Below are 19,452 nucleotides of genomic sequence, written 5' to 3' on the forward strand. Positions count from 1 at the left end.
CTGTCTCTCCCGGTCGGATCCCTGCCATGGGGTGAACCCCTGAGCTGCCCCTGGTTCTCACCCGGGGAGGCCCCGGATCCACGCGACGGATGATTGGATGTCGACATGTCCTCTTCCGCGACCGCCTCCGCGCGACCCGCCCGCACCGGCGTATCGCCGCGAGCGGGAGAAGGTCCCCGGCGCGAGCCGCGTCCGGCGCTGACGCGCGACCGAGACTGCCTGGTCGCCGGCGTCAGCGCCGGTCTCGCCCGCCACCTGGGCGTTCGAGTGTGGATGATCCGCGCGCTCTTCATCGCGCTGACGATGTGCGGCGGGGCCGGCATCCTGCTCTATGCGTGGTGCTGGGCGTTCACGCCCTGGGCGGACGACGAAGGCACCCCGTCGCGACGCGTCCCGGTGGCGTGGATGCTGCTCGCTCCAGCCGTGGTCGGCATGCTCGTCGTGCTCTTCTGGCGGGGAGGCAGCGACTGGCTCGCCGGCACGGTGCCCTCGGATGCGGCGGCCGTGGTCGTGTTCGGCACCGCGGGAGTCGCGACCGGAGCCGGGCTGTGGGCGACCCTGATCGATCGCACCGACACCGCGCGCGGCCCTCGACACACGATGCTCGTCAGGATCCTCTCGGTCGCGCTCCTCGCGATGCTGTTCGGTCTGCTCCTGACCCGACCGGTCGGCGACACCGGTGTCGCACTCGTCCTCGTCCCGCTCGCCGGGATCATCGCAGTTCTGCTGTCGACCCTGATCCCGCGATGGCGTGACCTAGCGGGTGAACGTGTGCGGCGCATCCGCGAGGAGCAGCGCAGCGAGATGGCCGCGCACCTGCACGACTCGGTGCTGCAGACCCTCGCGCTGATCCAGAACAGGGCGGGAGCGTCGAGCGAGGCGGCCCGGCTCGCGAGGGCTCAGGAGCGCGAGCTGCGAGCCTGGCTGTACGACGGAGACGCCCCGGCCGACAGCGATCTGGCGACCGACCTGCGTGACTACGCCGGAGGCCTCGAGCTCGACTACCCGGTGCGCATCGAGGTGGTCTCGGCCGGCCTCTCCACGGAGCGCGCGAGCGGCGAACTCGCCGCAGCGGCGCGAGAGGCGATGCTGAACGCAGCCAGACACGCGACGGGTGAGGTCTCGGTGTACATCGAGGGGAATGCGACCGATGTCGACGTGTTCGTGCGCGATCGCGGCCCCGGGTTCCTGCTGGACGACGTGCCGAGCGACCGCCTGGGCGTGCGGGAGTCGATCATCGGTCGGATGCGCAGAGCCGGGGGCTCGGGAACCGTTCGCAGCGACGACACCGGCACAGAGGTGCATCTGCGGCTGTCGACCGTGCCGCGAGGCGCGGCCAACCCGCAGGTTCCCACTGTGCAGGTTCCCAATGCGCAGGCGCGCACGGATGACGGCGAGGACGATCGTGGCTGACAGCATCCGAATCGTGATCGTCGACGACCATTCGATCTTCCGCTCGGGGCTCCGCGCCGATCTCGATGCGAGCGTCGAGGTGGTCGGCGAGGCCGCCGACGTGCCGTCGGCGATCGCCATGATCCGCGACACGGCGCCCGACGTCGTGCTGCTCGACGTGCATCTTCCCGGTGGCAGCGGTGACGACTCCACCGGCGGGGAATCGGTGATCCGCGGCTCGCTGCCGACGACCGCCCGATTCCTGGCGCTGAGCGTGTCGGATGCCGCGGCGGACGTCGTGCGGGTGATCCGCGCCGGGGCGCGCGGCTACATCACGAAGGGCTCATCCGGCGGGGAGGTCAGCCGAGCGGTGCATGCCGTCGCAGGCGGAGACGCAGTGTTCTCGCCCCGGCTCGCCGGGTTCGTGCTCGACGCTTTCGGCGCGGTGGCAGGCGAGATCGCCACGACCACGGACGAACTCGATCGGCTTTCGGCGCGCGAGCAGGAAGTGATGAGGCTGATCGCCCGCGGATACGCCTACAAGGAGGTGGCCGCGGAGCTGTTCATCTCCATCAAGACGGTCGAGACGCACGTCTCCTCCGTGCTGCGAAAGCTGCAGCTGTCTTCGCGCCACGAACTCACGGTCTGGGCCTCGCAGCGCCGACTGCTCTGACATCCGGCGTCGAGTCGTCCGGCGCGACGCGCTCGCACAGCGCCCCTCCACCCCTTCATCGGGGCGCGATCCTCGCCCTGCTCGCATCCCTGGTCATCGCGATCCGGATGGTGAATTCGCGTGCGTCTCCCCGCCCCGAGAGGGCTACGGAGAGCCAGACTCAGCGACCGAGCGTGACCGACGCCCTCCCCCGGGTTGCGGGAATAGCGTGCGCCCGGGTACGTTACTACTTATACCCCCTAGGGGTATTCGAACCGAGGAGAACAACATGAGCATGAACAGCAACGAGTACCAGGTCACCGGCATGACGTGCGGGCACTGCGAGATGTCAGTCCGCGAGGAGGTCGCGCAGATCGCCGGCGTGCAGGAGATCCAGGTCAGCGCGCAGACCGGCAAGCTCGTGGTGAACTCGACCGGTGACCTCGAAGACGCCCAGGTCCTCGCCGCTGTCGAGGAGGCCGGCTACTCGGCGGTGCGCATCTGATGAACGCCGGTACGCGATTGGGGCTGTACGCCGGAGGGCTGGTGGTGGCGTTCGGCGCCGCCTTCGGCCTCTCCGGCCTGATCGTTCCAGAGAGCCTGGTGGCCGGATGGACCGAACAGAGCAGCACGCGGCCGTCGCACGGCGGTGAGCACACCGGATCCACCACCGCAGCCCCCGCACAGGCGCTCACGGGACTTTCGCTCTCCGACGCCGATCTGGTCCTCTCGCCGGTGGCCGCACCGCGCGTCATCGGTGAAGACGGCACCCTGAGTTTCCACGTCGAGCACGCCGATGGAACCGCCGTGACCGACTTCGCCGAGGAGCACGACAAGGAGCTGCACCTGATCGTCGTGCGCAGCGACGGCTCCCGGTTCCAGCACGTCCATCCCACGATGGATGCCGCTGGCACCTGGTCGATCCCGTGGCGCTGGGACGAGGCGGGCACGTACCGTGCGTTCGCAGACTTCACCCCTGCAGGCGAGGACGCGTCCGGCGTCACCCTCACGCAGCTGCTCCACGTCGACGGTCAGTTCACGTCGGCGCCCACCGAGGCGAGCAGGGTGGATGAGGTCGACGGCTTCACCGTGACCCTGGAGGGCGACGTGGCTGCCGGCTCGACGAGCGAGCTCGCCGTCACGGTCTCCCGCGACGGCGAGTCGGTCACCGCTCTCGAGCCGTACCTCGGAGCTTTCGGCCACCTCGTCGCACTCCGCGAAGGCGACCTCGCCTACCTGCACGTGCACGCCGAGGGCGACGAACCCCAGGCAGGCGACACGGCCGGACCCACGATCGGGTTCAGCGCGGAGGTGCCGACCGACGGCCGTTACCTCCTGTACTTCGACTTCCAGGTCGACGGCACGGTCCACACCGCCGAGTTCGTCGTCGACGCCGCGCACGGTGGCGACGTCGAGGATTCCGACGACTCCGGCGACCAGACGCATTCGGACGGGCACTGACCCGCGGTCAGCGCCCACCCATACGAAGGAGATCTCATGAGCACCTCAGCACCCGCGAGCGGGGCCACCGGAATCGAACTGGAGATCGGCGGCATGACCTGCGCATCCTGCGCGATGCGGATCGAGAGGAAGCTGAACAAGCTCGACGGCGTCACAGCCACCGTGAACTACGCCACCGAGAAGGCCAAGATCACCGTCCCCGATGGCTACGACGCGGCCGCTCTGATCGCCGAGGTCGAGAAGACCGGATACTCCGCAGCAGTGCCTGCCCCGAAGCACACGAAGAACCCTGTCCAGGTGGAGGGGGACGACAGCGATCCGGAACTCCGCTCGCTCCGCATCCGCCTGATCACCTCGGTGATCCTGACCGTCCCGGTCATCGCCATGGCGATGGTGCCCGCGCTGCAGTTCACCTACTGGCAGTGGGCGTCCCTGGCCCTGGCCGCCCCCGTGATCATCTGGGGTGCGCTGCCGTTCCACCGTGCCGCCTGGACGAACCTCCGCCACGGCACGGCCACGATGGACACGCTCATCTCGATGGGCACCGGCGCGGCATTCCTGTGGTCGCTGTATGCGCTGTTCTTCGGAACCGCCGGCACCCCGGGGATGGTGCACCCGTTCGAGTTCACGCTCGCGCCCTCAGACGGCGCGGCGAACATCTACCTCGAGGTCGGCGCCGGGGTGACGATGTTCATCCTCGCCGGCCGGTACTTCGAGAAGCGCTCCAAGCGGCAGGCCGGCGCCGCTCTGCGCGCCCTGCTCGAACTCGGCGCGAAGGAGGTCGCGGTGCTGCGCGACGGCGTCGAGACGAAGATCCCCGTCGAGGATCTCGCCGTCGGCGACGAGTTCGTCGTCCGACCTGGCGAGAAGATCGCCACCGACGGCATCGTCACCTCCGGCACCTCCGCTGTCGACGCCTCCATGCTCACCGGAGAGTCCGTACCTGTGGAAGTCACCGAGGGAGACACCGTCACCGGAGCGACCGTGAATGCCGGCGGACGTCTTGTGATCCGGGCGACGCGCATCGGCGCCGACACGCAACTGGCGCAGATGGCGCAGCTCGTCGAGGACGCCCAGACCGGCAAGGCCGAGGTGCAACGGCTTGCGGACCGGATCTCCGGTGTCTTCGTTCCCGTCGTGATCGTCATCGCCGTCATCACCCTCGGCGGGTGGCTCGGTGCCGGGTTCCCCGTCGCCGCCGCCTTCACCGCTGCCGTCGCCGTGCTGGTCATCGCGTGCCCGTGTGCCCTCGGCCTGGCGACGCCGACGGCTCTGCTCGTGGGCACCGGCCGCGGTGCGCAGATGGGCGTGCTCATCAAGGGCCCGGAGGTGCTCGAATCCACTCGCAAGGTCGACACCGTCGTGCTCGACAAGACCGGGACGGTCACCAGCGGAAAGATGACCCTCGTCGACGTCGTGCTCGAGCCGGGCAACGACCGTGCTGAGCTCCTGCGCCTCGCGGGGGCTCTCGAGGATGCCTCCGAGCACCCCATCGCCCAGGCGATCGCCAAGGGCGCCACCCAGGAGACCGGGAACCTCGCACCGGTGGAGGGCTTCATCAATATCGAGGGCAAGGGCGTACAGGGCGTCGTCGAGGGCCACGCCGTCATCGTGGGACGAGAGACGCTCCTCGCGGAGTGGTCGCAGACCCTCAGCAGCGAGGTCGCTTCCGCGAAGGCTCGAGCGGAGGGCGAGGGCAAGACCGTCGTCGCCGTCGGGTGGGACGGTCAGGCTCGCGGCATCCTCGTCGTCGCCGACACGGTGAAGCCCACGAGCGCCGAAGCCATCGCAGAGCTGAAAGCGATCGGACTGACGCCGGTGCTCCTCACCGGCGACAACGAGGCCGTGGCGCGGCGCATCGCGCGGGAGGTGGGCATCGACGAGGTGATCGCCGAGGTGCTGCCCCAGGACAAGGTCGACGTGATCACCCGTCTGCAGTCCGAGGGGAAGATCGTCGCGATGGTCGGCGACGGCGTGAACGACGCCCCCGCCCTTGCGCAGGCCGACCTCGGCCTCGCGATGGGCACCGGCACGGACGTCGCGATCGAAGCGTCGGACATCACGCTGGTACGTGGCGACCTGCGCAGCGCCGTCGACGCGATCCGCCTGTCGCGCAAGACGCTCAGCACCATCAAGACGAACCTGTTCTGGGCCTTCGCCTACAACGTGGCGGCAATTCCCGTGGCAGCCCTCGGACTGCTCAACCCGATGCTCGCCGGCGCCGCGATGGCCCTGTCCAGTGTCTTCGTGGTCGGTAACAGCCTCCGACTGCGCGGTTTCACGAGCATCACCCGATAGCGCCAGACCGCCCCCGCTCTTCGCTGTCGTCCTCTCCCGTGGAAGGAACACCATGACCGATCCGCATGCGCACCACCAGGAACCCCGCCCCGCCGCCAGCCCGCACGAGGGGTACGGTCGTCGTGCAGAAACAGCCCACGGGCAGCACATGCAGCCCGATCACGTGGAGCACACAGGCCACAGCGGCCATGGTCATCACAGTGGCCATGGTCAACACAGTGGCCATGGTCAACACAGTGGCCATGGTCAACACAGTGGCCATGGTGATCACGTGGGCCAGTTCCGCCGACTGTTCTGGATCAACCTCGTCATAGCGGTGCCTGTCGTGGTGTTCTCACCGATGTTCGCGATGATCCTCGGATACGAGGTCCCCGGGTGGGCGCGCTTCGTCGCGCCGATCCTCGGCACCGTGATGTACGCCTGGGGCGGATGGCCGTTCCTCACCGGCGCGATCAGCGAGCTCAAGACCCGCACGCCGGGGATGATGCTGCTCATCGGCCTCGCGATCACCGTCGCGTTCGTCGCCTCGTGGGGAGCGACACTCGGTCTGCTGCATCACGAGCTCGAGTTCTGGTGGGAGCTCGCGCTTCTGATCGTCATCATGCTGCTCGGTCACTGGATCGAGATGCGTTCCCTCGCGCAGACGACATCCGCGCTCGATTCCCTCGCCGCGCTCCTTCCCGATGAGGCAGAGCGGGTCGAGGGCGACGAGATCGTCAAGGTGGCACCTGCCGACCTCGCCGTCGGTGACATCGTCGTCGTCCGCCCCGGTGGGGGCGTGCCGGCCGATGGCCTCATCATCGACGGGGCGGCGGCGATGGACGAGTCGATGGTGACCGGCGAATCGCGCCCGGTCACCCGGAAGACCGGTGACACGGTGACCGCCGGAACCGTCGCGACCGACTCCGGCCTCCGCGTCGAGATCACCGCCACGGGCGATGACACCGCACTCGCCGGCATCCAGCGTCTGGTCACCGATGCCCAGAATTCGTCCTCCCGGGCGCAGCGCATCGCCGACAAGGCGGCAGCATCGCTGTTCTGGTTCGCCCTGATCTCCGCCGCCCTCACCGCCGTGGTCTGGACCGTCGTCGGGAATCCGGATGCGGCGGTGGTGCGGAGCATCACCGTGCTGGTCATCGCCTGCCCCCACGCGCTCGGTCTGGCGATCCCGCTGGTCGTGTCGATCGCCACGGAACGTGCGGCCCGGGGAGGTGTGCTCGTCAAGGACCGTCTCGCGCTCGAGAGCATGCGCACAGTCGACGCCGTCCTGTTCGACAAGACGGGCACCCTGACGAAAGGCGCACCCACGGTCACCCTCATCGAGCCGACCGGCGACCTCGACGGGGACCGGTTGCTCGTCCTCGCAGCCTCCGCCGAGGGCGACAGCGAGCACCCCCTGGCCCGCGCCATCGTCCGCGCCGCCCAGGACAAGGGCCTCACGCTGGCGAAGGCCTCCGGATTCACGTCGTCCCCCGCAGTGGGTGTGACGGCGTTCGTCGACGGCCACGAGGTCCGCGTCGGGGGTCCGAAGCTCCTCGACGAGGTGGGCGGTCAGGAGATCGCCGCCGCCGACGATTGGCGAGGCGAAGGGGCGATCATCCTCCACGTCGTCGTCGATGGGCAGGTGGTCGGCGGTGTGAAGCTCGCCGATGAGGTGCGCCCGGAGTCCCAGCAGGCCGTCGACGCGCTGCATCGCCTCGGCGTCGAGGTGGTCATGATCACCGGAGACGCGCAGGCTGTCGCGGAGGCGGTGGCCGCGGAACTCGGCATCGACCGGGTGTTCGCGGGCGTGCGCCCCGAAGACAAGTCGGCAAAGGTGAAGGAGCTGCAGGCCGAGGGCAAGAAGGTCGCGATGGTCGGCGACGGCGTGAACGACGCGCCCGCTCTCGCGCAGGCCGACGTCGGCATCGCGATCGGCGCCGGCACCGACGTCGCCATCGCCTCGGCCGGCGTGATCCTCGCCAGCTCCGACCCCCGGTCGGTGATCTCCGTGATCGAGCTCTCCCGTGCCGCATACCGCAAGATGAAGCAGAACCTCTGGTGGGCCGCCGGATACAACCTGCTCTCTGTGCCGCTCGCCGCCGGCATTCTGGCACCCGTCGGATTCGTGCTGCCCATGTCGGTCGGAGCCATCCTGATGTCCCTGTCGACCGTCGTCGTCGCCCTCAACGCGCAGCTGCTGCGCCGCATCGACCTCACCCCCGAAGCGAGCACGCGGGCCGTTCTGGACCGCTGACCACCGCGTGCCGCGGACCGCGCGGCGCGCGGCGCCCGCACACCTCTCGAAGATTCCGTGACCAAACCGTTGCATTCGTTATCTCGCCGTTATAGAGTGATCGCACGGTGAATGTTTGCTGTGGCATACACCGCATGTGATTGCAGGACACTCTTGGTGCAAGGGACAAGGGCCGGTCGGGAGCCTCTCCGACCGGCCCTTTACTGTTCGCACTACGCTGTTCACCATGACCGATCGCAAGCTCGCCGTTGAGGCATGGGAGAGCCTGTTCCGCGCTCAGCACGAGCTGTTCACCGAGATGAACGCCGACTTCGATCACACCGACCTCGGGCAGGCGGAGTACGACGTCCTGCTCACCGTCACGCGCGCGGCCGGAATGTCAGCGCGTCTGCGCGATGTCACCGCGAACATGCTGATCAGCCAGCCGAGCGTCTCTCGTCTCGTCGACCGCATGGTCGCCCGCGGACTGGTCTCGAAGTGCCCAGACCCCGACGACGGGCGCGGTGCGCTGATCAGGGCCACGGATGCCGGCGTCCGTCAGTTCCGAAACGTCGCCACGGTGCACGGACGGTCGATCGCCGAGCGGATGTCGCGTCTCGACGACGCCGAGCTGAGGACGCTGCGCGACCTGGCGGAGAAGCTCCGCGGCCACTGACCGGTTCGTCGGGTCCGACCTGACGGGAGGAGTTCTCCCCGACGGGAGGAGAATCAGGGCTGCAGACTCCTCCCGACGCGCACTTCTCCTCCCGACGCGGCACGCTCCCGACGCGACGCACTCCCGACGCGACGCATTCCCGAGTTGTCCGCGCCCACGACGGCATCCCGTGATTTCTGGCAGGGTGGAGCGTGAACGCCCGCGCGGCCGCGCCGGCATCCGAGACCGCCCCCTCGGGGGGAACCAGGGAGGTCATTCATGGAGATCGCCGGAGTCGTAGGCATCCTCATCATCGTCGGGATCGGCATAGCGATCGCTATCGTCGTCCTGCTCATCCTGCTGCTGTTCGCACGCAGCTGGATCAAGGTCGCGCGCGCCGATGAGGCGCTCGTCATCTCAGGGCGCAAGCAGAAGGTGCAACGCGCCGTCATCGCTGCAGACGGCACGTCGCGGGACGAGATGTCGGAGTCGCCCGTCACGGTCATCGTGAACGGCAAGTCCCTGGTCAACCCGATCACCCAGCGCCACGAGATCATCTCGCTGCGCTCGCGCCAGGTCTCACTGAACGCCGAAGCCCAGTCGCTCGACAGCGTCACGCTCAACGTCGACGGTGTCGCCATCGTGAAGATCGGCTCCGACCCGATCCTCGTGCGCCGCGCCGCGGAGCGATTCGCCTCTCAGGACAAGGCGATCGAGCAGTTCACCACCGAGCAGCTCGAAGGTGCGCTCCGTGGAATCGTCGCGACCCTCTCGGTCGTCGAGCTGATGCGCGAGCGCAAGAAGTTCTCCGACCAGATCGCCGCCGACGTCTCTCAGGAGCTCGCCGAGCAGGGTCTGATCCTCGATTCGTTCCAGATCAAGGGCATCACCGACAAGGTGGGCTACATCCAGTCGCTCGGTGCTCCCGAGATCCAGGCGAAGCGTCAGTCCGCCGAGATCTCGCAGACCAACGCCGACCGTGCGATCAACCAGAAGAACATCGCGAACCAGGAAGCCAACCTGGTCGAGCAGACGGCCCTCGACACGAACACCGCCAACGCGAACGCCGGCATCGGCCGCGCGCGCGCCGAGGCGGAGCAGGCCGAGAACCTCGCCCGTGAGCAGGCCCAGCAGGCCGTGCTGCAGCAGCAGGCGGAGAACAAGCAGGCGCAGCTCGATGCCGACGTCAAGCGCGTCGCCGACGCGCAGCGGTACGAGGCCGAGACCCGCGCGCAGGCCGAGCTCTACACGCGTGAGCGTGCGGCAGAGGCAGGCGCGATCGAGCAGGTCAAGCAGGCTGAGGCCCGCACCCGCATCGCCGAGCAACAGGCGCAGGCCGACCGCGCCAAGGCCGACGGTGAGGCCGCAGCCGCCATCGCCCGTGCGACCGGTGAGGCCGACGCACTGCGTGCGCAAGCAGAGGCCGAGTCCGAGGCACGCCGCCTGCGTGCGAACGCCGAGGCAGACGCCATCCGCGCCGAGGGTGAGGCGCGAGCCGCCGCCGTCGAGGCAGAGGCGAAGGCCATCGCGTCGAACCAGGACGCGTTCCTGTCGCAGCGGGTGCTCGACACCCTGCCGTCGATCATGGCCGAGTTCTCGAAGGGCTACGCCGCGATCGGCAACGTCTCGATCATCGGCGGTTCGGGCGAAGACGGCGCATCCAGCGTCGTCGGCGCCGACAGCGCGAAGGCGTTGAAGTCGGTGTTCGACAGCGTCAGCGCGGCGACCGGACTCGACCTGGCCTCGATCATCCAGGGGCAGGCCGTGGGCCGTGGCATCGGTGAAGGCGTGGCCGCAGCATCGGCTCAGCCTGCTCCGGCGACGCGCCAGTCGACCCCGACCACTCCGCCGCCGCCCGCAGCGCCGGCTTCCGCAGCGGAGTAGTCAGCTCACACGACACAGCGGATGCCGCGGCCGGATCGGTCGCGGCATCCGCTTTCTGTGTGTCGGATGCCGGCGGTCGGTGCCATCACTCCGGAGATCCGGCGCCGTCAGCGGCCGAAGAGCCCGATTCATTCCGCTGGGGCGCGGATCTCCGGAGTTGTGAAGAGCAGGCAGACTGGAAGCATGCCGACCGCCGCCTTCGACCTCGCCGCCATCGGCGCGGGGCTCTCGTTCGCGGGCGCCCTCGACGAGCTCTCGGCGGCGCTGGACACGAGCAGTTCGGTGGTCGTGAGCGCACCTCCCGGCACGGGCAAGACCACGCTCGTGCCACCGCTGCTCGCATCGCGGTCGACCGGGCGGGTGATCGTCACCCAGCCTCGTCGCGTCGCCGCCCGCGCGGCCGCCCGTCGCCTCGCACAGCTCGACGGCTCGCCGCTGGGCACCCGCGTGGGCTTCACCGTGCGCGGCGAGCGCTCGGCGGGACCGCAGACCCGAGTCGAGTTCGTCACCGCGGGAGTGCTGCTGCGGCGCATGATCGACGACCCAGGACTCGACGGCGTGGAGGCCGTGATCATCGACGAGGTGCATGAGCGCGCGCTCGAGACCGATCTGCTGATCGGCCTGCTCTCCGAGGTGCGCGAGTTGCGGGACGACCTCGTGGTCATCGCCATGTCGGCCACGCTCGATGCAGCGCGCATCGCCGCGGTGCTCGGGACGGATGCTCTTCCCGCGCCGATCATCGACCACGACGTTCCGGCCTTCCCGCTCGTCGAGCGCTGGGTTCCGAGCCCGACGCCGAGGCTCGACGAGCGCGGAGTCACCAGAGGGTTCCTCGAGCACGTCGCCCGCACCGCCGCATCGGCTGCCCGTGATCTGATCCGCGAGACCCCCGGCGCCGACGTGCTGGTGTTCGCACCGGGCGCGCGTGAGGTGTCGGAGATCGCCCGCCGCATCCGCGACGCGAGTGATGCGTTCGACGTGCGAGAGCTGCACGGCCAGATCCCCGCGGCCGAACAGGATGCGGTGATCCGTGGCCGCTCGTCTGCAGCCCCACCGCGGATCATCGTCACGACATCGCTTGCGGAGTCCTCGCTCACCGTGCCGGGTGTGCGCCTCGTGGTCGACAGCTGTCTCTCGCGGCATCCGCAGCGCGATGCCACCCGCGGCATGACGGGCCTGGTCACGACCGCCGCCTCGCGTTCGTCATGCGTGCAGCGCGCCGGCAGAGCCACGCGCCAAGGCCCCGGCACCGTCATCCGCTGCGTCGACGAGCGTTCCTATGCAGCTGCTCCCGCCCGTCCCTCACCCGAGATCGCGGTGACCGATCTCGCGGACGCCGCCCTGCTCCTCGCCTGCTGGGGCGCTCCTGGCGGTGCAGGTCTGCGCATGATCGACCCGCTGCCCGCAGACAGCCTGGCTGATGCCACCTCGGTGCTCCGTGGTCTCGGCGCGCTCGACGACGAGGGTCGCGCGACCGCCGAGGGTCGCGCCCTCGCTCGGATTCCTGCCGACCCTCGCCTCGCGCGCGCTCTCCGCGACGGCAGTCCGGTCGTCGGCAGCCGACTCGCCGCCGAGGTCGTCGCCGTCCTCGGCGGTGACGTGCGCGTCGCGGAGGCCGACGTCGCGCAGGCACTCATCGCCCTGCGAGGCGGACGAACGGCCGATGCGCGCCGGTGGCGCGACGACGCCGATCGCCTCGAGCGCATGGTTCGCCCGACACCGGGCGTGCGATCGGATCTCGACGGCGTCGGACTCGTGATCGCGCTCGCCTTCCCCGAGCGGATCGCCCATCGCGTCGAGCGCACCGCCGAAGGCGCGACATTCCTGCTGGCATCCGGCACCCGGGCGGGGGTGCGTGGTCCGCTCGGGGCCGTCGAGTGGCTCGCGGTCGCCGACGTCGCCCGCGCCTCCGCACGGGCGGCTGCCGGCTCGGGCGCGATCATCCGATCGGCGGCCGTGCTCACCGAGGCGCAGATGGAGCGCGCAGCGAATCATCTGATGACCGACCGTGTCGAGGCGGAGTTCACGGCGGGCCGAGTCCAGGCGCGCCGAGAACGTCGCGTCGGCGCGATCCTTCGGTCGTCCTCGCCGGTGCGGGCGTCCGCTCACGAGGGGCGCGATGCCGTGCGCCGCGCGATCCGGCGTGAGGGTCTCGACATGCTCACCTGGTCTGACACCGCTGCCGCTCTGCGCCGCCGACTGGGCCTGCTGCGACGGGAGCTCGGCGCGCCCTGGCCAGACGTGTCGGATGCCGGACTGCTCGACGCTCTCGACGACTGGCTCGCACCCGAGCTCGATGCTCTCGCCGGTGGCACGCCTGCCGGACGAGTCTCGCTGTCGTCGGCGCTGCGCCGCCTGCTCCCCTGGCCCGAGGCCGCGCGCCTCGACGAGCTCGCCCCCGAGCGTCTCGAGGTGCCCAGCGGCTCGCGAGTCCGCCTCGACTACCCCGCGGTCGACGACGCCACCGCGCGGCCTGTCGTGGCCGTGAAGCTGCAGGAGTGCTTCGGCTGGGCAGAGACCCCGCGGCTGGTCGACGGGCGGGTGCCGGTGCTGTTCCATCTGCTGTCGCCCGCGGGGCGTCCGCTCGCGGTCACCGACGACCTCGGCTCGTTCTGGTCGGGCCCCTACAGTCAGGTGCGCGCAGAGATGCGGGGCCGCTACCCGCGGCATCCGTGGCCGGAGGATCCCTGGGCCGCCGTGCCCACGAAGCACACCAAGAACCGCTCCGCACGCTGAGCAGCGCCGCGGACCGCGGTCTCAGGGCGTCCGCCGCCGCAGGGTCAGCGACGCGAGCACGAGCGCGCCGACGCCGAACGCGACGACCACGAGCAACGGTGCGTAGACGTCCCATCCTTCGTCGCCGGCCGTCACCGCATTGATCGTGTCGATCGCGTAGCTCAGCGGCAGCCAGTCCGAGATCGCATGCAGGACATCGGGCATCTGATCGCGCGGCATGAAGAGCCCGCCGAGGATGATCTGCGGGAACACGATCAGCGGCATGAACTGCACGGCCTGGAACTCGGTCTGAGCGAAGGCGCTCGCGAGCAGTCCGAGTGCCGTTCCGAGAAGCGCGTCGACCACGGCGACGAGTCCGAGCTGCCAGAGTTCGCCCTCGACGTCGAGTCCGCACACACCGACGGCGAACGACACGGTGATCACCGCCTGCAGCAGGGCCATGAGCCCGAAGGCCAGGGCATACCCGAGAATGAAGTCGGCCTTGCCGAGCGGAGTGGTCATGAGGCGCTCGAGGGTCCCGGAACGACGCTCCCGCAAGGTCGTGATCGAGGTGATCAGGAACATCACGATGAACGGGAACAGCGCGAGGATCGCGCCGCCGAACTGGTCGAACACCCCGTCCTGATCACTGAACAGCCACGCGAACAGACCGACCAGCAGGCTCGGCGCGACGAGCATGAGTGCGATCGACCGCGGGTCGTGTCGCAGCTGGCCGAGCACACGAGCCGCGGTGGCGAGAATCCGACGGGCGTTCACTCCCCCGCCTCCCTTCGCGCACGTCGTGTGGCGGGCGGGGTACGGCCCTCCTGCTCGCGGCTGTCGCGTTGGATCAGAGCGAGGAACGCCGCATCGGGGTCGTCCGTGTCGGTGTCGGCGAGCAGAGCCGCCGGTGTCGTGTCGGCGATGATCCGCCCGCTGCGCATCAGCACGAGCCGGTCGCATCTCAGTGCCTCATCCATCACATGACTGGAGACGATCATCGTCACTCCGCGGTGCGCGAGCCCGCGGAACAGCTCCCACAGCTCGACGCGCAGCACCGGGTCGAGGCCGACGGTCGGCTCGTCGAGCACGATGAGCTCAGGAGAGCCGATGAGCGCCATGGCCAGCGAGATGCGCGTGGTCTGGCCGCCGCTGAGCGATTCGACGAGCTGGCCCGCCTGCGCCTCGAGACCGACCTCGGCGATCACCCGATCGACATCGCCCTTCGGCGCCTTCAACACGGCCGCCAGGTACGAGAGGTTCTGACGGACGGTCAGGTCGCCGTAGACGGCAGCACCCTGGGTGCCGTATGCCACCCGGTGGCGCAGCTGCGCCGATCCGCCCGGCTCGCCGAGCACCGTCACCGTGCCGTCGGCGATGCGCTGCACCCCCACGATCGAGCGCATCAGCGTCGTCTTGCCGCATCCGGATGGGCCCAGGAGTCCGGTGATCTCGCCCTGCGGGATCGTCAGATCGATCCCGTCGAAGACCTCCGTCGTGCCTCTGCGCACACGGAGCCCCGTGATCTCGACCGCCGGACCGTTCGTCATGCTTGATTATCTGCCCGCGCAGCCGCCTCGGCGACCCCTAGTCGAGCAGATGCCGCAGGTACCGCGGCGGGTCCTGCAGGAACGAGCGCCAGTGATTCACGAGCTCGAGGTCGTTCCACTCGGCAGGACGGATGCCCCAGTCGCCCACCTCGAGGATCCGGGCGCCCGGCAGCGCGGCGAGCACGGGCGAGTGCGTGGCGCACAGCACCTGGCCGCCGTCGTCGACGATGCGCTGCAGCACGGCGATGAGGATGAGTGTCGACTGGAACGACAGTGCTGCTTCGGGCTCGTCGAGACAATAGAACCCGGGCTCGTCGAAGCGGCTCTCGAGGAGCGCGAGGAACGACTCGCCGTGACTCATCTCGTGGAACGGCACATCGCCCCGCGGCGAGGGGTTCTCTTCGAGGTAGGTGTAGAACGAGTGCATCGTCTCGGCCCGCAGGAAGAATCCCCAGCGGTTCGCGCCGACGCCTCGTTGCAGCCGCAGCCATTCCGACAGCGGCGATTCTGTGGGCCGGGTGCTGTGTCTGGCGAACTTCGAACCTCCTTCGGGCGAGAGGCCGTAGGCGATCGCGATCCCCTCGACGATCGTGGACTTGCCGCTGCCGTTCTCACCGACGAGGAACGTCACCCCGGGCGAGAGGTCGATCCCCTCTTTCAGCACCTGGGCCACTGCGGGGATGCTCGTCGGCCAGACCCGCCCGGGCTCGGGGGCGTCATCGCTCGCTCGCACGGCGACGACCGGCTGCTCTCGTCGACGACGGCTGCCGGGGGTCCAGATCGATTCCATGCGTTCCTCCTCCGAAGGAGGCTAGCCGCAGCCACCGACGCGATCGTCGGGACGTCGGATCAGCATTCGATGACGTTGACCGCGAGGCCGCCCTCGCTGGTCTCCTTGTACTTGGTCGACATGTCGATGCCGGTCTGGCGCATCGTCTCGACCACAGCGTCGAGGGAGACGTAGTGGCTGCCGTCGCCGCGCAGCGCGAGGCGGGCAGCCGTGACCGCCGTCGAGGCCGCTATGGCGTTGCGCTCGATGCACGGGATCTGCACGAGTCCGCCGATCGGGTCGCAGGTGAGTCCGAGGTGGTGCTCCATCGCGATCTCGGCGGCGTTCTCGATCTGCCGGTTCGTGCCGCCCATCACAGCCGTCAGCCCTCCGGCCGCCATCGCACAGGCCGAGCCGACCTCGGCCTGGCATCCGCCCTCAGCACCCGAGATCGACGCATTGGCCTTGAACAGCGAGCCCAGCGCGGTGGCGGTGAGCAGGAACCTCCTGATACCGCGGCGACGGTTCGCATCGGCGACGGCTTCGTCGTCAGTGGCCTGCGCCGCGTCGATGGCCCGTGTGCCGTCGAAGCCGAGCAGCGCACTGCCGACCAGCTCTCCGTACGGCGTCACGGCATTGCCGGCGCCGAGACCCGAATCGGCGAGGAATCGCCACCAGTACATCGCGACGGCGGGAAGGATGCCGGCAGCACCGTTCGTCGGAGCAGTGACGACCCGACCACCCGCGGCGTTCTCTTCGTTCACGGCGAGCGCGAAGGCACCCAGCCACTCTCCCGGCAGCTCGCGATGGCCGTCGGCCTCTGCCTCCTCGAGTTGAGAGCGGATCATGCTCGCCCGCCTCTTGACCTTGAGCATGCCGGGAAGCACGCCGTCGGAGTGCAGTCCGTTCTCGACGCATGCGGCCATCGCATCCCAGATCGCGTCGAGTCCCGCGGCGACCTCTTCTTCCGGACGCTCCGCGGTCTCGTTCAAACGCGCGACCTCGGCGATCGACAGGCCGTGCTCGTCGCACAGGGCGAGCAGGGACGCGGCATCGGCATAGGAATACGGCAGCGGGGCAGAGGCGAGCTTCGCGTCCTCTCCGTCCCGGCGGATGAACCCGCCGCCGACGGAGTAGTAGGTCTGCTCGGCGACCACGCCCTCGGCGGCATCCCACGCGGTGATCGTCATGGCGTTCGGATGACCGGGTAGTCGGGTGCGAGGCGCGAACTCGATGTCGCCCTTCGAGAACGGGATCTCGTGCACGCCGTCGATCCGCAGTGTCGCACCCTCGCGAAGTTCGGTCCAGGCCGCCCGGACGTCAGCCGGATCGCAGGTCTCCGGGGCCAGACCGCGGAGTCCGGCGACGACCGCATCGGGCGTGCCGTGTCCGATGCCGGTGGCCCCCAGCGATCCGTAGAGCGTGCAGCCGATCCGCGCGACGCGGTCGAGCACGGCGTCCGAACGCAGTCGCCGAGCGAACTCGAGTGCCGCCCGCATCGGCCCGACCGTGTGGGAACTCGAGGGGCCCACTCCGATGGAGAAGAGATCGAAGGCCGAGACGTACGCTGTCACCTCCTCAGCCTACGTCGTGGGCGGGGAGACGGGTCAGGACACCGCCGTCAAGGCCCTTCTCGTCGCGGGTGCAGAACCTGATCCTGGGGGTGTATCCGACGCGAAAGGGACGATCATGACGAACAGCACGCCTGAGCAGGACCCGACCTCCGGCCTCGACCCCGAGGCGCAGACACCGACCCCGACGCCGTCGTCCGGCGACGCCGGCGAGTTCAAGGATCCGGCGAACACCGCCGAGAAGCCGGCAGAGGCCGACTCGCCCGAAGACGCGGATCCCTCCGAGGTTCCCAGCAACGACGAGCTCGAGGAGCCGAGCACTGAGAAGGAGCCCTCCGAGGAGCCCAAGGCCCCGACGCGCAACGACCCCGAGCCCGACCATGAGGCGGTCGGGATCGGGGTCATCGACGGCCCGGAGACCGACGAGGGCGACTGAGCGACTCCTACCTCGCTCCGCCACCCGGCCGCTCCCGTCGCGATGCACCCTGCGACGGGAGCGAGTTCGGGAAGGGCTACTCGACGAGCTTGCCCTCGGTGTCGACCTCGCGCATGAGCTCGGCGATCTCGGCGGGGATCTCGGGGATCGATTCGTGCGTCACACCGCCGGTCGGCGACCAGACGAGATTGACCTGCAGCGTCGGATCGGTGTCGGGATAGTCGCTGCGGTTGTGGCATCCGCGCGTCTCGCGACGCTCCAACGCAGCTTCGAGCGTGGCCCGCGCCGCGAGGGCCGAGGCCTTCAGGTCGAACGCGTGCGCGAGATCCTGGAAGCCCGCGATGTCGGGGTGGATGCCGATGTCCTCCATGCGCCCCTCGATCATGTCGAGCTCGGCAAGGCCGGCTCGCAGTCCCTCCTCCGAGCGGACGACACCCGCGTGCTGCGTCATCGTGTTGCGGATCGACCGCTGCAGGGCCCGCACGTTCTCTCGGCCGTCGGCGGCGAGAAGGTCGTCGATCTCTGCTCTCGCCTGAGCCACCGCCTCCGCCGACCGGCGCTGCGCGTCGAGCCCTGCCGCGTGCGCCATCGCCGCCTGACCCACGATGCGCCCGTAGACGAGAAGCTCGATGAGCGAGTTGCCGCCGAGACGGTTGGCTCCATGCAACCCGCTGGAGGCCTCGCCGATCGCATAGAGGCCGTCGACGTCGGTCTGGTGGTCGTCCGGACGCACCCACACGCCGCCCATCGAGTAGTGCGCGGTCGGCGCGATCTCGATCGGATCGGTGGTGATGTCGAGCATCTGCAGCTCCATCATCGTCTGATACACGCGGGGCAGACGAGTCATGATCGTCTCCCGCGGCAGATGTGAGACGTCGAGCCAGACGCCGCCGTTCTCGGTTCCCCGGCCCTCGGCGATCTCGGTGTACGCGGCGAGCGCGACGCGGTCGCGGGTCGAGAGCTCCATGCGCTCGGGGTCGTACTTCGACATGAACCGCTCGCCGAGGGCGTTGCGCAGGATGCCGCCTTCGCCGCGAGCGGCCTCCGAGATGAGGGTGCCCGCCGCGTTCTCGGGCTCGATGATGCCCGAGGGGTGGAACTGCACGAGCTCGGGGTCACGCAGCCGCGCGCCCGCCTCCACCGCGAGGCGGAACGAGTCGCCGGTGTTCTCGTCGCGGCGCGACGAAGTACGACGCCAGATGCGGTTGTGTCCGCCCGCGGCGAGGATCACAGCATCCGCGTGGATCAGGTAGCGCGTGCCGTCGGACTGGTCGAAGCCGTAGGCGCCGAAGACGACGTTGTCGCGCACGAGCAGCCGGGTGATGTAGACGTGGTCGAGGATCGGCACGTCGAGCTGCTCGGCCTTGGCGACGAGCGTGCGCTGGATCTCGAGGCCGGTGTAGTCGCCGGCGAACGCCGTGCGACGGAAGGTGTGCGCGCCGAAGAACCGCTGCGAGATGCGCCCGTCGTCTTCACGGGCGAAGTCCATGCCCCAGCGCTCGAGATCGCGGATGCCGCGCTCGGCGCCCTGCGTCACGATCTCGACCGTGTGGGGGTTTGCGAGCAGGTAGCTCTCCTTGATGGTGTCGGCGGCGTGCTGCTGCCAGCTGTCGCCTTCGTCCATGGTTCCGAGAGCGGCGTTGATGCCGCCGGCGGCGAGGGAGGTGTGGGCATCCTGTCGGGGGCGTTTGCCGACGGCGAGGACGTCGATGCCGTGTTCGGCGACCTCGATCGCCGCGCGCAGCCCGGATCCGCCGGTCCCGATGACCAGGACCGTGGTGGAGATCTGACGTTCGCGAGTACTCATGCATTCGACGCTAGTTAGGGCGACCTAATAACTCCAATGCATTGTTC

General features: G+C 69.3%; 15 protein-coding genes. 10 read left to right on the forward strand and 5 right to left on the reverse strand.

From position 1 onward, the window contains the following. The first annotated feature begins 105 nt into the window (after positions 1–105). From ACIP5T_RS08090 to hrpB, 9 genes are all read left to right on the forward strand, one after another. Positions 106–1,413 (forward strand): PspC domain-containing protein, encoded by a 1,308-nt coding sequence (locus tag ACIP5T_RS08090; RefSeq protein WP_400862141.1) that lies wholly within the window; start codon positions 106–108, stop codon positions 1,411–1,413. Next, positions 1,388–2,065, forward strand: coding sequence for a LuxR C-terminal-related transcriptional regulator (locus ACIP5T_RS08095; RefSeq protein ID WP_400862143.1), 678 nt, complete (start codon positions 1,388–1,390; stop codon positions 2,063–2,065). The genes ACIP5T_RS08090 and ACIP5T_RS08095 overlap by 26 nt, the downstream gene beginning before the upstream one ends. A gap of 274 nt (positions 2,066–2,339) precedes the next feature. Beyond that, positions 2,340–2,549: a heavy-metal-associated domain-containing protein gene (locus tag ACIP5T_RS08100; RefSeq protein WP_400864677.1), complete on the forward strand. Its 210-nt coding sequence runs from the start codon at positions 2,340–2,342 to the stop codon at positions 2,547–2,549. Continuing rightward, a complete protein-coding gene (locus ACIP5T_RS08105; protein WP_400862144.1) occupies positions 2,549–3,505 on the forward strand; it encodes a heavy-metal-associated domain-containing protein in 957 nt (318 codons plus the stop codon). The genes ACIP5T_RS08100 and ACIP5T_RS08105 overlap by 1 nt, the downstream gene beginning before the upstream one ends. A 36-nt stretch (positions 3,506–3,541) precedes the next feature. Continuing rightward, positions 3,542–5,803 carry a heavy metal translocating P-type ATPase gene (locus tag ACIP5T_RS08110; protein ID WP_400862145.1) on the forward strand — a complete coding sequence of 754 codons (2,262 nt, stop codon included), beginning with the start codon at positions 3,542–3,544 and terminating at the stop codon, positions 5,801–5,803. A 52-nt stretch (positions 5,804–5,855) separates the two neighbouring features. After that, positions 5,856–8,039 (forward strand): heavy metal translocating P-type ATPase, encoded by a 2,184-nt coding sequence (locus ACIP5T_RS08115; protein ID WP_400862147.1) that lies wholly within the window; start codon positions 5,856–5,858, stop codon positions 8,037–8,039. Between the two features lie 226 nt (positions 8,040–8,265). Next, positions 8,266–8,694, forward strand: coding sequence for a MarR family winged helix-turn-helix transcriptional regulator (locus ACIP5T_RS08120; RefSeq protein WP_400862149.1), 429 nt, complete (start codon positions 8,266–8,268; stop codon positions 8,692–8,694). Between the two features lie 258 nt (positions 8,695–8,952). Further along, positions 8,953–10,557: an SPFH domain-containing protein gene (locus ACIP5T_RS08125; protein ID WP_400862151.1), complete on the forward strand. Its 1,605-nt coding sequence runs from the start codon at positions 8,953–8,955 to the stop codon at positions 10,555–10,557. A 183-nt stretch (positions 10,558–10,740) separates the two neighbouring features. Next, positions 10,741–13,293 (forward strand): ATP-dependent helicase HrpB, encoded by a 2,553-nt coding sequence (gene hrpB, locus ACIP5T_RS08130; RefSeq protein ID WP_400862153.1) that lies wholly within the window; start codon positions 10,741–10,743, stop codon positions 13,291–13,293. Between the two features lie 21 nt (positions 13,294–13,314). Here the strand turns inward: hrpB and ACIP5T_RS08135 are convergent, their stop codons facing one another. Genes ACIP5T_RS08135 through ACIP5T_RS08150 form a run of 4 tightly spaced genes read right to left on the reverse strand, consistent with a single transcriptional unit; the run spans position 13,315 to position 17,165 of the window. Further along, the gene (locus tag ACIP5T_RS08135) at positions 13,315–14,049 is read right to left on the reverse strand and encodes an ABC transporter permease (protein WP_400862155.1); all 735 of its coding nucleotides are present in this window, start codon (positions 14,047–14,049) and stop codon (positions 13,315–13,317) included. Then, a complete protein-coding gene (locus ACIP5T_RS08140; protein WP_400862157.1) occupies positions 14,046–14,822 on the reverse strand; it encodes an ABC transporter ATP-binding protein in 777 nt (258 codons plus the stop codon). Before ACIP5T_RS08140 ends, ACIP5T_RS08135 begins: the two co-directional genes overlap by 4 nt. Positions 14,823–14,859: 37 nt before the next feature. Continuing rightward, positions 14,860–15,612: an AAA family ATPase gene (locus ACIP5T_RS08145; RefSeq protein ID WP_400862159.1), complete on the reverse strand. Its 753-nt coding sequence runs from the start codon at positions 15,610–15,612 to the stop codon at positions 14,860–14,862. Between the two features lie 59 nt (positions 15,613–15,671). Continuing rightward, positions 15,672–17,165 (reverse strand): L-serine ammonia-lyase, iron-sulfur-dependent, subunit alpha, encoded by a 1,494-nt coding sequence (locus ACIP5T_RS08150; protein WP_400862161.1) that lies wholly within the window; start codon positions 17,163–17,165, stop codon positions 15,672–15,674. Positions 17,166–17,280: 115 nt separating this feature from the next. Between ACIP5T_RS08150 and ACIP5T_RS08155 the strand changes: the two genes are divergently transcribed. After that, on the forward strand, positions 17,281–17,598 hold the full coding sequence (locus ACIP5T_RS08155) for a hypothetical protein (RefSeq protein WP_400862163.1): 318 nt from the start codon (positions 17,281–17,283) through the stop codon (positions 17,596–17,598). Positions 17,599–17,674: 76 nt separating this feature from the next. Here the strand turns inward: ACIP5T_RS08155 and ACIP5T_RS08160 are convergent, their stop codons facing one another. Continuing rightward, positions 17,675–19,405: an L-aspartate oxidase gene (locus ACIP5T_RS08160; RefSeq protein WP_400862165.1), complete on the reverse strand. Its 1,731-nt coding sequence runs from the start codon at positions 19,403–19,405 to the stop codon at positions 17,675–17,677. Positions 19,406–19,452 lie beyond the last annotated feature (47 nt).

The organism is Microbacterium sp. NPDC088619, from assembly GCF_044752825.1.
Classification (GTDB): domain Bacteria; phylum Actinomycetota; class Actinomycetes; order Actinomycetales; family Microbacteriaceae; genus Microbacterium.

Bases quoted from the DNA above. Each gene is read 5' to 3' on its own strand.
- ACIP5T_RS08090 (WP_400862141.1), top strand. From the start codon at position 106: ATGTCCTCTTCCGCGACCGCCTCCGCGCGACCCGCCCGCACCGGCGTA.
- ACIP5T_RS08095 (WP_400862143.1), top strand. From the start codon at position 1,388: ATGACGGCGAGGACGATCGTGGCTGACAGCATCCGAATCGTGATCGTC.
- ACIP5T_RS08100 (WP_400864677.1), top strand. From the start codon at position 2,340: ATGAACAGCAACGAGTACCAGGTCACCGGCATGACGTGCGGGCACTGC.
- ACIP5T_RS08105 (WP_400862144.1), top strand. From the start codon at position 2,549: ATGAACGCCGGTACGCGATTGGGGCTGTACGCCGGAGGGCTGGTGGTG.
- ACIP5T_RS08110 (WP_400862145.1), top strand. From the start codon at position 3,542: ATGAGCACCTCAGCACCCGCGAGCGGGGCCACCGGAATCGAACTGGAG.
- ACIP5T_RS08115 (WP_400862147.1), top strand. From the start codon at position 5,856: ATGACCGATCCGCATGCGCACCACCAGGAACCCCGCCCCGCCGCCAGC.
- ACIP5T_RS08120 (WP_400862149.1), top strand. From the start codon at position 8,266: ATGACCGATCGCAAGCTCGCCGTTGAGGCATGGGAGAGCCTGTTCCGC.
- ACIP5T_RS08125 (WP_400862151.1), top strand. From the start codon at position 8,953: ATGGAGATCGCCGGAGTCGTAGGCATCCTCATCATCGTCGGGATCGGC.
- hrpB (WP_400862153.1), top strand. From the start codon at position 10,741: ATGCCGACCGCCGCCTTCGACCTCGCCGCCATCGGCGCGGGGCTCTCG.
- ACIP5T_RS08140 (WP_400862157.1), bottom strand. From the start codon at position 14,822: ATGACGAACGGTCCGGCGGTCGAGATCACGGGGCTCCGTGTGCGCAGA.
- ACIP5T_RS08145 (WP_400862159.1), bottom strand. From the start codon at position 15,612: ATGGAATCGATCTGGACCCCCGGCAGCCGTCGTCGACGAGAGCAGCCG.
- ACIP5T_RS08155 (WP_400862163.1), top strand. From the start codon at position 17,281: ATGACGAACAGCACGCCTGAGCAGGACCCGACCTCCGGCCTCGACCCC.
- ACIP5T_RS08160 (WP_400862165.1), bottom strand. From the start codon at position 19,405: ATGAGTACTCGCGAACGTCAGATCTCCACCACGGTCCTGGTCATCGGG.